Annotated in this window: 9 protein-coding genes, 1 pseudogene and 1 other annotated feature; of the genes and pseudogenes, 5 read left to right on the top strand and 5 right to left on the bottom strand. The window is 36.4% G+C overall.

What is annotated here, in order from left to right; all coding sequences use genetic code 11:
- Positions 1–52: 52 nt before the first annotated feature.
- The 3 genes from AA0017_RS12650 to AA0017_RS12640 all read right to left on the bottom strand — a co-directional run bounded on the left by AA0017_RS12650 (position 53) and on the right by AA0017_RS12640 (position 3,394).
- Positions 53–808: a GNAT family N-acetyltransferase gene (locus AA0017_RS12650; RefSeq protein WP_413374857.1), complete on the bottom strand. Its 756-nt coding sequence runs from the start codon at positions 806–808 to the stop codon at positions 53–55.
- Positions 809–826: 18 nt separating this feature from the next.
- Complete coding sequence (gene abc-f / locus AA0017_RS12645) at positions 827–2,692, bottom strand: ribosomal protection-like ABC-F family protein (protein WP_413374855.1); 1,866 nt, start codon at positions 2,690–2,692, stop codon at positions 827–829.
- Positions 2,693–3,274: 582 nt separating this feature from the next.
- Positions 3,275–3,394, bottom strand: coding sequence for an RAxF-45 family protein (locus AA0017_RS12640; RefSeq protein ID WP_326938300.1), 120 nt, complete (start codon positions 3,392–3,394; stop codon positions 3,275–3,277).
- A gap of 120 nt (positions 3,395–3,514) precedes the next feature.
- Here AA0017_RS12640 and AA0017_RS12635 point away from each other — a divergent pair, with 120 nt between their 5' ends.
- The 4 genes and pseudogenes from AA0017_RS12635 to AA0017_RS12620 all read left to right on the top strand — a co-directional run bounded on the left by AA0017_RS12635 (position 3,515) and on the right by AA0017_RS12620 (position 7,940).
- Positions 3,515–4,051, top strand: coding sequence for a GNAT family N-acetyltransferase (locus tag AA0017_RS12635; protein WP_413374853.1), 537 nt, complete (start codon positions 3,515–3,517; stop codon positions 4,049–4,051).
- Between the two features lie 203 nt (positions 4,052–4,254).
- Positions 4,255–4,502 (top strand) — a binding site (T-box leader).
- 62 nt (positions 4,503–4,564) lie between these two features.
- Positions 4,565–6,253 carry a 2-isopropylmalate synthase gene (locus AA0017_RS12630; protein ID WP_413374851.1) on the top strand — a complete coding sequence of 563 codons (1,689 nt, stop codon included), beginning with the start codon at positions 4,565–4,567 and terminating at the stop codon, positions 6,251–6,253.
- A gap of 365 nt (positions 6,254–6,618) precedes the next feature.
- Positions 6,619–6,708: pseudogene (locus tag AA0017_RS12625) on the top strand (metallothiol transferase FosB); the annotation flags it as partial.
- 248 nt (positions 6,709–6,956) lie between these two features.
- Positions 6,957–7,940, top strand: a complete 984-nt coding sequence (locus AA0017_RS12620; protein WP_413374849.1) for a rhodanese-related sulfurtransferase — start codon at positions 6,957–6,959, stop codon at positions 7,938–7,940.
- A 48-nt stretch (positions 7,941–7,988) separates the two neighbouring features.
- Here the strand turns inward: AA0017_RS12620 and AA0017_RS12615 are convergent, their stop codons facing one another.
- Together AA0017_RS12615 and AA0017_RS12610 are read right to left on the bottom strand one after the other, a co-directional pair.
- Positions 7,989–9,671: a methyl-accepting chemotaxis protein gene (locus tag AA0017_RS12615; RefSeq protein WP_413374847.1), complete on the bottom strand. Its 1,683-nt coding sequence runs from the start codon at positions 9,669–9,671 to the stop codon at positions 7,989–7,991.
- Positions 9,665–11,314: a pyridoxal phosphate-dependent decarboxylase family protein gene (locus AA0017_RS12610; RefSeq protein ID WP_413374845.1), complete on the bottom strand. Its 1,650-nt coding sequence runs from the start codon at positions 11,312–11,314 to the stop codon at positions 9,665–9,667. Before AA0017_RS12610 ends, AA0017_RS12615 begins: the two co-directional genes overlap by 7 nt.
- A 477-nt stretch (positions 11,315–11,791) precedes the next feature.
- On the opposite strand from AA0017_RS12610, the gene AA0017_RS12605 reads away from it, so the two are divergent.
- Entirely contained in the window at positions 11,792–13,597 is a 1,806-nt protein-coding gene (locus AA0017_RS12605) for an EAL domain-containing protein (protein WP_413374843.1), read from the top strand.
- Positions 13,598–13,730 lie beyond the last annotated feature (133 nt).

Genomic DNA, 13,730 nt, shown 5'->3' with positions numbered 1-13,730 from the left:
AAATCCTAAAAGCTCCAATCAGAGCTTTTAGGATAGCTTTTACGCCTGTTTTTTACCTATCACATGTTTTCAATACTTCATACATGAAACCTACATATTGATAGCCTTGTTTTTGGTACATTTCACGCGGGGTATCATCTCCATCAGCAATAAGGATTACCGTCTCATCAGGAAATTGCTTCATGACCGCCATTTGCAATTGATGGCCGATACCTCTTTTTTGATAATCGTCAACGACATGAAGATTTTCAATTTCGATCACGTTTTTTGTTTGAATCGCATTGATAAAGCCTGCTGGCTTGCCCTCAAAATAGCCAAGGTAAAAAGTGAAAGGCTCCTGCTCCCATTGCTCTTTTAACACTTGATTTTTCCCCGTAGCAAATTCATCTCCATATTCAGAGTTAAACCGGTAATGTAAAGTTAGAAAATCTTCTAAGTTATGCTCGTTAACTTGTTCAACGGTAATGCTGTTGGTAGAGGTTCTTCCAGCAAAATCGGCTGCCCTTATTTGATAGAGCTCACGTTTAGCTAATGAATAGTCCGTTTGCTGCCAATACTCGTTGATCTCTTTTGAAAGAACCGCATTTTCTGGAAAGCAAAATTTGACATGTTCCTGTTTATTCTTCTGGTGGAACTCTTTTAAATATGTTTCTGTCACGATAAATTGTTCCAGCGATGGCATCATTTTAAACTCAATAAAATTGGCGTCATATATGATTTTAACTTTCGCAAAGTGATAATGCGAAAATAATTCATTTTCAAAAATGATTTCTCCTAATTCAAATGTATGTTTAAAAGTTATTTTCATTGTTTTCTCCTCATCTAGTTATTGAATTTCTTCTACTAATTGCTCCCATTTTAATTCTAATTGTTCTTTTTTTTGATAAAGCTCTTGTAAAGTGGAAAGATCTGCTTCAGTTTTGAGTTGTTCATCTATGTTCGCGATTTGTTCTTCAAGTAAAAAAACCTCTTTTTCGAAATCTATTGCTTTTGTCTTTTTTTCTCTTTTAGGTTTGAACTGTGCATCTTGCTTAGTCGGTTGTTCTTTTTTTGATAAATACTGTAAACGAATTTCTGCCATCTTTTGTTTGGCCCATTCGTAATCACCGTTAATTGAATAGAGGCTTTTGTTTTCAAGCCAATAAATCTTCGTAAAAAGCTTATTGAGGAAGTAGCGATCGTGTGAAACGGCTAAAATGGTACCATTGTAATTTTCTAAGGTGTCCTCTAATACTTCGCGTGATTCGATATCGAGGTGGTTCGTTGGTTCATCTAGGACAAACAAATTTACATTTTGTTGCATTAAAATCGCGAGTCGAAGCCGCATTTTTTCCCCGCCACTTAAAGATGAAATTTGGTTGAAGACACGATGACCGTAAAAGAGAAATTGAGCTAAAATATGGCGGGCCTCACCTTCTGTTGACATCTCATGTTCACGAAATTCTTCAATGACTGTTCTTTTTGTTTGTTCAGAATAAAGCTTTTGCGAAAGGTACCCAATCTTTATATTACTTCCTCGTTTTATTTCCCCGATATCTGCTGTTTCCTGCCCGAGAATTAGTTTAAGTAAGGTGGATTTACCTGTGCCGTTTTCTCCGATAAGAGCCACTCGTTCTTGGTATTGGATATGCATATTGACATCTGAAAATAGCTCGCGTCCATCATAGCCTTTTCTTAAATCTTTTATCGACAAAACATCCTTGCCACTGCGATTAGCGGCTTGAAAGTCGAGGTTCATTTTTTTATGGTTTAAGGTTGGGCGATTTAATTTTTCCATTCTTTCTAAAGCTCTTTCCATATTTCTTGCCCGCTTGTGTAATCCTTCATTGGGCGGATTCGCCTGATTGGCCCATTCGCGTAGCCTTTTAATGGCTTCCTTCATTTTTTTGATTTTTTTCTGTTGCTCTTGGTAGGCTTGGAATTCATGTAATAATCGTTCTTCTTTTTCTTTGACAAACCCACTGTAGTTTGTCAAATAATTGTGAAGTTCTCCATCTTCTAAATCGATAATCCTCTTAACTGTTTCATCTAAAAAGTAACGGTCATGCGAGATGACCATAAATGTGCCTGGATAGTTTTGTAAAAAATGTGTAAGCCACTCAATCGCATTTAAATCCAAATGATTTGTCGGTTCATCAAGCAAAAGTAAGTCGGGTTTTATTAATAAAGCTCTTGCTAATTCGATCTTCGTTTGTTCTCCACCACTAAGGTTCGAAAAAGGTTGGTCGAGAAGATGGGAAGCTTTTAATCCTGCAGCAACCTGCTCAATATTTGCTTCGATTTCATAACCGCCTAAATGGGAAAACTGTTCTTGAAGTTCGCCGTATTCTTGCATGAGTTTCTCTAAATCTTTATCGGAATGGTGAGGCATTTCAGTCTCTAATTTTCGTATTTTCTTTTCCATTTGAATCAGGGCAGAAAAGGCTGTTAATAAAAAATCTCGAGCAGTGCCAGCAAATACAGTTGTTTGTCCTTGTGATAAATAGCCGACTTGACTGTTTTTTTGGACATGGATTTGACCACTATCACTTGTTTCGACCTTGGCGATGATTTTCATTAGTGTGCTTTTTCCACTGCCATTTCGACCGACAAGACCGATTTTTTCGCCTGTTTTGATTTCAAGTGAAAGCTTTTCAAAAATTAAGTGGCCTCCGTAATCTTTTGTAATATCTTTAACCTGACATAATATCATTTTAATTCCTCCTAGCTTAAAGTCGGTTTGTTAAAAGAAGTTGCTGTTTGAGCTACTCCGCAAGTAGACATAAAATACTGAAGTCACTGAAGAAGTAAGTTCTATGATTAAATGAGAAGGAGCTTAATCCTAAAATGATGGGCTCTCTTTTTTCATTAACCAAAACGGAGCCAGTGTAATACCCGAAGACTCCTGCGGGAAAAGTGAAACACGGGAGACCCCGCAGCGATGAGCGAGGAGGCTCCCGGTTCACCCGCGGAACGCGTAGGGTATGGAGCTGGCGGAGTAGGCTAACTAATGTAACTATATTTTAATGAGTAGACCTTTTTTCAGTGGCCTTAGAAATCCCTTATGATTGTCATGGACAAGTCACCTAACTGCTCCAATCTTGATCAGAAGTCTACCGAGTATTCTTAATAGAGATTTCCTAAAAATAAACACAAAAAGGCGATCGAGAAACGAACCTCGATCGCCTAATAAAAATAGAAATGAAAATAAAAAAGAAGAGCTGCTTATAGCCCTTCCCATAATAATTTCTATCCATATGATGGGTAAAAAGGTGTTTTCGCTGAGTGTGTAAAGCTATTTAGTTGCTAAAAAGGACAGATCTCTCCCGTCCACAACTAAAACAGCAAATTTGGCACGACAAACGAGCATAAATTTAGTCATTCCATCATGCACACAAACAGCTTGATTACACATTTTTTCCCACCTCCGTTCATATTAGATATTTTCATTATAAAAAAAATCAAAGAAAAGTTCAAGTTTTCAATTAATTTAGTGATAAGATGATGGTAAAAAATAAAGGGGAGGAGGATTTAGATGGTGCAATTATCATATTTTCAAGAAAAAGATTATCAGAGGTTAATCAATTGGATTCCAACGGAGGCATTTTTGATTCAATGGAGTGGCTCTCAATTTTCGTATCCTTTAACAGAAGAACAGATAAAGAACTATTGCGAAGGGGCAAATACAGCAAGTGCGACCACATACATATATAATGTTCATTCAAAGACAAATGGAGAAGTGATTGGTCATATTTCTTTAGGGCGGGTTAATCGTAGGAATCGTTCCGCAAGAATCGGGAAAGTGTTCATTGCTCCGGAATATAGAGGACTTGGTTTAAGTACTTATTTAATAAATGCTATTTTAGAGATTGCTTTTGCTGAATTAGCTCTTCATCGGATTGAGCTTGGTGTCTTTGATTTTAATAAAAGAGCGATTGCGGTTTATGAAAAAGCAGGTTTTAAAAAAGAAGGGTTAAAGCGTGAATGTCAGTTTGTTGGACAAGAGTTTTGGAGTCTGTGGGAAATGGCGATTTTAGAGCAGGAATGGCAGGAAAAAAGAAGGAATAAATAATTTAATAGATTAGGAAGGCATTATGATGAGATTAACAAAGTGGCTATTCGAATCTTATTCTAACTAATATCGTGTCGATAAAATGATGGTCTAAAAAGTATTTGAAAATAATATAATAGAAACATATTATTAGAATTTTTAAATATTTTTTCATTCGGTATTGAATCTTCTGAAAATCTATAGTACACTATTCAAAATATTTCATAAATACATGGAAGAGGAATAGTAGGGATTATAAACGTCAAGAGAGCTGTTGGTTGGTGCAAAACAGTCGTCATTAATTCTGAACTCGCCTTGAAGTAGCTTCACTGAACAATGAGTAAGTGAAGACGGAGCCTAACCGTTAATATAGGAGGTAAGGGGAGAGTATCCTTTATCTAACCAAGTGCACACGTTATTTGTGTGAATGAGAGTGGTACCGCGTAGGATGTCAAAGTCTTTCGTCTCTTTATGTAGAGACGGAGGGCTTTTTAATTTTAAAAAATATAAAAATTTTTAAGGGAGTGTTTGAACATGAAGAATGTGAGTAAATACGAAAGGGGATATTTTACTCCTCCTGTCAAAAGTACGAAGTGGATGGAAAAAGAATATATTGATGCACCACCCACTTGGTGTAGCGTCGACTTACGAGATGGGAATCAGGCATTGATCATTCCGATGAGTTTAGAAGAAAAATTAGAATACTTCCAGCTTCTTGTAGATGTTGGGTTTAAAGAAATTGAGGTTGGATTCCCAGCGGCATCTGAAACGGAATACGCTTTTCTAAGAGCGTTAATTGAACAAAATTTAATTCCAGCTGATGTTACGATTCAGGTGTTGACGCAATCACGTGATCATATTATCGAAAAAACATTTGAAGCTTTACGTGGAGCGAAAAAAGCCGTTGTTCACTTATATAATTCTACATCTGTTGCTCAAAGGGAGCAGGTGTTTAGAAAATCAGAGGAAGAAATTATAAAAATCGCGGTATCTGGTGCAAAGCTGGTCCAAGAATATGCAGAGAAAACGGAGGGGAATTTCCAGTTTCAATATTCTCCAGAAAGTTTCACAGGAACGGAAATGGAGTTTGCTTTAGACATTTGCAATCGAGTGCTTGATGTGTGGCAACCGTCTGAAGATAATAAAGTGATCATCAATCTTCCGGCAACTGTTTCAATGTCGATGCCTCATGTGTACGCGAGTCAAATTGAATATATGATCGACCGTCTTCATTATGGCGATAACATTATCGTATCACTGCACCCACATAATGATCGTGGAACAGGAGTTGCCGATGCAGAGTTAGGGATGCTTGCTGGAGCAAAGAGAGTGGAAGGGACTTTGTTTGGTAATGGGGAGAGAACAGGAAATGTTGATATTGTTACACTAGCTCTTAACATGTACTCACACGGCATTGATCCAAAACTTAACTTCGAGAAACTTCCTGAAATTAAAAAGGTTTATGAACGACTAACGAGAATGCAAGTTCCGCAAAGGCATCCATACGGAGGAGAGCTTGTTTTTACCGCTTTTTCAGGCTCACACCAAGATGCAATAGCAAAAGGAATGAACTTTAAAGAAGAGAAACCAGAATCAAAATGGAGTGTCCCTTATTTATTAATCGATCCAAAGGATATTGGTCGGGAATACGAAGGGGACATTATCCGAATAAACAGTCAGTCGGGGAAAGGTGGAATTGGTTATATTCTGAAACAACATTATGGATTAGAATTACCGCTCGAAATGCGTGAGAGCTTTGGGTATGCGGTAAAAGATGTTTCGGATAAAAACCACCAAGAATTACAGCCAGCTCAAATTTATGATATCTTTACTGAAAATTACGTTAATATCTCAAGTCCAATCGAATTCCTTGGTTATAAATTCATGAATTTTGATGATTATAAAACGATTGTCCATGTGCGTGAAAATGGAGTTGAGCGAGTATTAGAAGCAACTGGAAATGGGCGTCTCGATGCGATTAGCCAAGCTTTGCAAGTCCATTTAGGCATTGAATATACGAATTTAATTTATAAGGAACATGCACTGGAATCAGGATCAGAATCTCGAGCGGTATCCTATGTTGGAGTAACAGCAAAAGACAATCAAGTGTATTGGGGTTGTGGGGTTGACCCTGACATCATGACATCTTCTGTCAAAGCTTTATTTAGTTCTGTCAATAAGCTTGTCAAAGTGATAGGAAAGACTGAAATGCAGAATAGCTAAAGGTTAATTAAAAGAGTAATGGTGAGGAGATTATCGAGGAAGGCAAAACAAAATATATAAAAGGGAAAGCGATGAGTTAAGTAAAATGATTCATCGTTTTTCCTGTGTATAAAATTAGAAGTAAACTTGTTTAAGCTTGGTAAGATGAATGAGAGGCCCGCATCAAAGGAAAGCTGATACGACGTGAAATGTGAAAAGAAGAGAGGGAGCCACGTCGTAAGGAAGCTGATATGACGCAGAATGTGAAAAAGAGAGAGGAAGCCACGTCACTTTGGCTATGGCCAACCGACATTCATTTCCCACTTACTCATTGGGGCGATGCGCTGCAAATTCCTTGAAGTAGGAGTCTTCTGTCGGAAAAAGATAAATTTGAATTCCATACAGGTACACTAGATGAGAGACTACGTTATTATCAAGAGGAAAAAACGCATATGACATTTTTCAATAAAAAGTAAAAGATTATTGGTTAAAAATTGGAAATGAATCTGAGTAGGTCTGAGGTTGATTTTTAAGACAAAATTTGTTTAAATAGATAGGTATATTTTATACAAAAACAGAGCACCAATCTGCGCTTGGATGCGATGTTGGCTTAAATTTTTTTGGCGAGGTGCTACTATCAGCGCCTTATTTGTACGTCATAGTACAAAGAGAAGCACAAATAGGCAGAGAAAATAACACGATGATTTTCAGTAGGAGGAAAGCAATGAGTAACAAACCAATTCGTGTATTATTGTATTATTTTTATACAAATATCGAAAAAGCAGAAGAATATGCTGCAGAGCACTTGAAATTTTGTAAAGACTTAGGGTTAAAAGGTCGTGTTTTAGTAGCGGATGAGGGGATAAATGGGACGGTATCTGGTACTGTTGAGCAAACAGATGCATATAAAGCGTACTTAGAAAATGATCCTCGTTTCAGCGGAATTGTGTTTAAAGTGGATGAAGAAGAAGAGCATGCGTTTAAGAAAATGCACGTTCGTTATCGTCCAGAATTAGTAACGCTTCGTTTAGAAGACGATGTGGATCCGTTAAAATTAACAGGGAAGTATTTAAGTCCCACAGAATTTTATGAGGCGATGCAAGAAGAGGACACGGTGGTGATTGATGCACGTAATGACTACGAATATGATTTAGGTCATTTCCGTGGGGCCGTGCGTCCGGAAATCCACACATTTAAAGAACTTCCAGACTGGATTCAAGAGAATAAGGACCAGTTTGAAGGGAAGAAGATTTTAACCTATTGTACAGGCGGTGTACGTTGTGAGAAGTTTTCTGGTTGGTTGCGTAAAGAAGGGTTTGAAGATGTGAGTCAGCTGCATGGTGGGATTGTGACTTATGGAAAAGACCCAGAAGTAAAAGGGAAGTTATGGGATGGGCAATTATATGTATTTGACCAACGGATTAGCGTACCAGTAAACCAGGTTGAGCATGTAATTGTAGGAAAAGACCATTTCGATGGAACTCCGTGTGAACGTTATGTTAATTGCGCAAACCCTGAGTGTAATAAACAAATATTAATCTCAGAAGAAAATGAGCATTTTTATATGCGTGGTTGCTCGGATGAATGTCGAGAGCACCCAAGAAATCGTTACATCACAGAGCATGATTTAAGCGAAGCGGAAGTTCAAGCAAGGTTAGATAAAATTGCCCAAAAAAGAGCTGAGGAAGCTGTTATTAAGCACGTATAAAGGAAAAAGGCACTTTGGATAAAAATCTCCAAAGTGTCTTTTTTTCTTCTACAACTCAAACTCTTTAATGGCTTGTCTTAATTCTTCTGCCATAGATGAAAGAGTTTCACTGGCAGCAAATACTTCTTCCATACTAGCTGTTTGTTCTTCACTTGTAGCAGATACACTTTGAATGCTACTTGAGACTTGATTTGAGATATCTGTCAGTGCGTGAATGGTGTTGGCGTTAGTTTGGAGCGATTGATACATTTGTTCAATTGATTTTTGGACAAGCTTCATTTTTTCTGAAGAGTGTTCAGCTTTGTCAGTAATTTTCGCAAAAGCTGTATGTGCTTCATTGACAGAGGTTTGTCCATCTTGAACAGCACTATAAGCATTTGTCATAATTTCAACAGACAAAAATGATTGCTCTTGGATAACACCGACTTTGTTATGGATTTTTGTGGCTGCTTGGCCTGAGGCTTCCGCTAATTTACGAACTTCAGCAGCGACGACAGCAAACCCTTTCCCATTCTCACCAGCTCTAGCCGCTTCAATCGATGCATTAAGAGCAAGTAAATTCGTCTGTTCAGCAATCCCTGTAATAATCGTCACAATCTCATTAATCGCATGAATGTCTTCTTGTAATTTTGTGATAACTGATGCGGACTGGGAAACATTATGATCAATTTCTTTCATTTGCTTGATGACATGGTCAATGGATGTAAAGCCTAAATTTGCGGATGTGGCCGCTTCCTCAGATAAAGTGAATGTTTCTCCAATTTCAACGGTCACTTGTTCCATATTAGAAGCCAAACCAGACGTGCTTTTATTTAAGTCTTCCATTCTTTCTTGATGGTCTGTCGTTGAAAGGGCAATCTGTTGAATCGTTTCCGCAACTTGACTAATATTTTGACTTGCTTCCTCAGAACTGGCTGATAATTCCTCTGATGTAGCTGCGACATGAGTTGCCTTATCATCAATTGTATGAATCATAATATTTAAATCTTTAACCATTTTATTAAAGTGTTGTGCTAATTGACCTATTTCATCTTCCCGATTAAAGTCAAGCGGTTTAAGAGCTAATTTACCTTGAGCGATTTCGCTCGCATATAAAGAGATGTCTTGGATTGGTTTCGTTAGCTTACGAGTAATGATGTAAGAGGTTAAAATACCAATTGTAATCGTTAAGATTAATAAAACCATGGAGATAATCAAAATGTTATTAATTAAATTATCGATAAAAGTAGCGTCTTTATCAATCCCATAAATTGTTTGTCCATCGCCTACTGGAGCAAAGTAGGACATAAAAGTTCCGAATTCATCTGTGTAAATTTCACTTGATTGAGGCTGCCCGTTAATGGAGTCAATCATTTCATTAGTGAAGGAATATTCTTCCATATAATAATTAAAACCACTTAGAGAGAGGATATATTCTTCTTCTCCTTGCTTGGTGAGAACATAGGCATTTTCTATCCCCATTGTTATTTGGAAGCTATCAAGTGTTGTTTGTAATTCATTTATCGCAGTTGGGTTTCCTTCTTTTGCTAACTCAATCAATTCAGGTGTAATGTCGCGTTGGAGTAATTCGATTTCAACAACTAATTGGTTCTCGAAACTAGGAATAATGTGATTATCTACTAAATAGGTTGAAAAGACATAAATAAATCCACTAAACGCAAGCGTCATTATCACCATGGGTAGTAGAATACTTAAAAGGGTCTTTTTGAATAAAGAAGCGTTTTTTAACATGGTTGTGCCTCCGCGATAGCAACTGTTTCGACTGCTTTTTGGATAAACTGAATCACTTCATCTAAATGTTTTGTCTCTGTATAAGGTGAAATACTAAATAATTTTGAAACATAAATAGGGTAAAGTTTCTCACCATTAGAAACAGGCACTAAGTCAAATTTCTTCGTATCTCCTAAGAAAATTTCTGAACGCTTTTCACCGAAGTATTCAAAGAGTTCTTCATTTATCTTATTGGTAGCTAAAATTTGTTCTTTTGTTAGCTCACCATTTTGTTCTTGAGCCCAGTTTGTTCCGTTTAAATAAAGTCTAAAAGCCGTTACAGGTCCAATATTTTTTTTGTTTGTCACATGTATATTTGAAAACGTTTCGGAAAGTTTTTGCCGAAAGACAAGATTGACACGTACGTAATTTGCGAGCAACTGTTGGTATCCTTCAACTCCAAACATTTTTAAAGCAGCTAAAATTGAAATCGAGCTTGCCATTCTAGAACATTCTAACGTATAGCTTGTATGGTAATGCCCATAGCCTCTATCTCCAACATAAGGAGATTCTTCTGCTTCTAAATCGATTAGTTTTAAATCATTTTGTTGTTTGACTAGAAATAGACTCGTTACATACGGAGTTTGGCCAAGTTTTTGAAAATCAAAGCATAAGCTATCAGCCATTGAAAGATACTGCATTCGTTCTTTGATTTTTAACAAGCCTTCGAGAACCGTTTTTTCAAATTGGAGTGGGTTGTTTTCAAAGTCATAATGATTAAATACACAATAAAATCCTCCAAGGGCTGAGTCTGCATGAAGATGAACAGGTGAAAGCTCATGTTCACTTGTTATTGTGTCTACAGTCTGTTTAATCGTTTTTATATTATCAATGGCAAAGTTGTCGGTCGTTCCAGTTGTTGCGACCACATAAATCGGAATCCCACCATTTTTAATGACATCATTCATTTTTTTGGCTAAGTCTTGTTCATCTAATGAATGGTCGTCTTTTGTTTTTACTTTAATAACATGACTTCTTCCTAATCCAGTTGCTTCAGCTGACTTTATCAGGCTATAGTGTGCTTGTTCAGAAGAAAAACAATATAAATTTTGTGGAACACCAACCTCCATTGCAAAAGGAGCATGTTTAGAAATCGCGATTCTTAAACTTGTAAATACGGCTCCTTGACCTCCCCAAGTTGTATAGCCCCAACTTTGTTGATGATCATAGCCTGCAAGCTGAGACATAATGGAGATCACTTCTGTTTCCGCTTGGGCTCCAGCTGGCCCATAAACATCCCAGAGATTATTACCATTTAATAAAGAGGCGGTGAATTGTCCAATTAAGCCTGGAATACTTGCCATAGGTAAGACGTTTGTTAAAAAACGGTTCGTATGGTAAGGGTGTCCTTTCATAAGATGAACGAGTTCATTCAAGAGTTGTTCATAACTTTGGCCTTCCATAGGAATTTTGGCTTGATTTGTTATCTGGCGGTAAAAATCTTCACCCTTATGTATTGGTTCCCCTAGAGTTGATTTATTAGGGTCTTTAAGGTTATCCATTTCATAGAGGATTTGACTTAATAATTGATTCATTTTATTTCGTGTTTCTGCGTTCCCATTTTCACTAGGAAAAAGGGCTTGTACATCTTTTAGTGTTTGCATTGGTAACTCCTTCGATGACTTTTTATTTGTAATGATCGTTCAAGCATTCGTAACAAAAAAGCACATTCTGTACAACGTTAGAAAGTGCCCTATGGAACTAGTAGATTCTGTTCCAGTCTGTTCATAATTAATCTAGTTATGCTAGATAAACAATGTTCCATGTCCGGAAAAGTTTATCTATCTTTTATAACGGGAATAATTTACTAGTCACAATAAGAAAATTATCACAATAGTGGAATGTATTCAAGCTGTTTAATCAATATTAGTTCTTTTTTGGGAAACAATTAATGGAGTCAAAGGTTGTATAAGAAAGGGTTTTATATTCTAAATAGCTCTAAGATGATTAATATGATTGCTTGGGAAATTGAATCGATTAAAATTCGAGAGAATGATAAAAAAATAGTGTGAATAAAGACCTATTATGGTATCTTAAAAATAAAGTAGAATTTTTGAGAAAATTGGCGAATAGGTGATGGTATGGAGCACTTTGAACATATATTTGACAATTATAATATCTGTATCGTATTTATTTCCTATTTGCTTCCTATAGATTATCCTTTATGGATAAGCTATTCCATTTTATTTGGAACGGTTCAATTAACATTAATCATTTGTACGATTGTTGTTCTCCTTTTTACCCTGTCTCTAAAGTTTTTTTTCGTTCCAAGAGTACAAAAGCAAATGGATTATTTACAATGGCAGTTATTAAATTCATTTGAGCATGGGATTGTTATTACAACGGAAAAAGGAAAACTACTTCATGCAAACACGGCATTCGGAAAAATATTAAAAAAGGTTGGACTACCATCCATTGATTATTTGAAAGAATTAAGTTCGGAATTGGATCTAATTAAAGTAAAACCATCATTTGAACTTAATTTAAGATCCGTTCATGTAACAGAAATCACCTTTGAGGTTTCGAAACAAGTTCTTCAGAATGATAAAGAGCTGTCCTATTTATGGTTTTTTCGAGATGTGACGGTTACTAAAAAAATGGAAGCAGAAATATGTTATATAGATTTTCATGATGATTTAACAAAATTGCCGAACCGCCATTTTATTGCCGAAAAAATTAATGGAGCGATATGCCATAATCGAAAAATAGCTTGTCTTTTTTTAGATATTGAGCGGTTAAAGTTTACGAATGATTCATTAGGTCATCTTGCAGGTGACCAATTGTTAATACAACTTTCTGAGCGGTTTAAGAAGGTAGTTACAGAACAGGATATCGTAGGTCGAATAGGTGGCGATGAGTTTGTAATTATTGTTTTTGATGAACGAGTTATGGACATTGAACAGATAGCTTCTGAATGTATTCAGCAAGTAAAAGTTCCTTTTGGGGTGGCCAATCAAAGAGTTAGAGTGACCTTGAGTGGTGGAATAAGCTTTTTTTCTGACGATCTGACGTCTGCGGATGAACTAATTCGGATTGCTGATTTGGCGATGTATGACGCAAAAAAAACTGGAAAGAACCAAATCTCTGTTTTTAATTCAGGAATCGAAAAGGAAGTACGGCGCAGGCTTTTAATGGAAGAACTTTTGCATACAGCCTTAGAAGGCAATGAATTTCATCTCGTTTACCAAACAAAAATAGACTTAAATACGGAAAAAATAACCGGTACGGAGGCTTTGTTAAGATGGAAAAGTTGTGAGTTTGGCAATGTTTCTCCAGCTGAATTTATTCCGATTGTTGAAGAAGTTGGTTTAATTTATGATTTAGGTGATTGGGTATTAAGGCAAGCTTGTTTACAATGGACGGAATGGAATAAAATGAAAGTTCATCCTGTTTTAATGGCGGTTAATATCTCTCCATTACAATTTACTCAGGAAACGTTTATTAGTGACGTGGAGCAAATTATTAAAGAAACGGGAATTGATCCTAATTTTTTAGAATTAGAAATAACAGAGTCTTCGGCAATTGCGTATACGAAAGCGACAATTGAAAAATTAACTTCACTCAAGAAGATGGGAGTAAAAATAGCATTAGATGATTTTGGAACAGGCTATTCGTCATTTCAGCATTTAAACGAACTACCATTAGAAATGTTAAAAATTGATCGTTCTTTTTTACAAAATTTATTAGGGAATAAACCTCAAGAAGCGATTGTTCGCTCAATGATTCAGCTAGGTCATAATATGAATTTAAGAGTTTTAATGGAAGGGGTAGAAAAACAAGAGCAAGTGGAATGGTTAAGGGGAGAAGGGTGTGATTGGGTACAAGGTTTTTTATTTAGTAAACCAGAAAAACCTGACATTGTCACAGAAAAATTATTAGCAAGTTAACAAACGAGGAAGTCTCACTCAACTTTGGAGGCTTTTTTCTTGTATTTCCCTATGTCAGAAGAAGTTCCAGCCAATTATTGACGGAATGAGGGAGTTTCATAGTATAATGGTATATACCAGTTTAATGATTGAG

Source organism: Alkalihalobacillus phoenicis, from assembly GCF_047302405.1.
Taxonomy (GTDB): Bacteria; Bacillota; Bacilli; order Bacillales; family Bacillaceae_D; genus Alkalihalobacillus.
The sequence above is the reverse complement of the archived record's forward strand: the minus strand, read 5'-3'. Positions and strand labels throughout refer to the sequence as shown.

What these genes read in the sequence shown, in the direction of transcription:
- AA0017_RS12650 (WP_413374857.1), bottom strand. Translation starts at nt 808, where the DNA reads ATGAAAATAACTTTTAAACATACATTTGAATTAGGAGAAATCATTTTT.
- abc-f (WP_413374855.1), bottom strand. Translation starts at nt 2,692, where the DNA reads ATGATATTATGTCAGGTTAAAGATATTACAAAAGATTACGGAGGCCAC.
- AA0017_RS12640 (WP_326938300.1), bottom strand. Translation starts at nt 3,394, where the DNA reads ATGTGTAATCAAGCTGTTTGTGTGCATGATGGAATGACTAAATTTATG.
- AA0017_RS12635 (WP_413374853.1), top strand. Translation starts at nt 3,515, where the DNA reads ATGGTGCAATTATCATATTTTCAAGAAAAAGATTATCAGAGGTTAATC.
- AA0017_RS12630 (WP_413374851.1), top strand. Translation starts at nt 4,565, where the DNA reads ATGAAGAATGTGAGTAAATACGAAAGGGGATATTTTACTCCTCCTGTC.
- AA0017_RS12620 (WP_413374849.1), top strand. Translation starts at nt 6,957, where the DNA reads ATGAGTAACAAACCAATTCGTGTATTATTGTATTATTTTTATACAAAT.
- AA0017_RS12615 (WP_413374847.1), bottom strand. Translation starts at nt 9,671, where the DNA reads ATGTTAAAAAACGCTTCTTTATTCAAAAAGACCCTTTTAAGTATTCTA.
- AA0017_RS12610 (WP_413374845.1), bottom strand. Translation starts at nt 11,314, where the DNA reads ATGCAAACACTAAAAGATGTACAAGCCCTTTTTCCTAGTGAAAATGGG.
- AA0017_RS12605 (WP_413374843.1), top strand. Translation starts at nt 11,792, where the DNA reads ATGGAGCACTTTGAACATATATTTGACAATTATAATATCTGTATCGTA.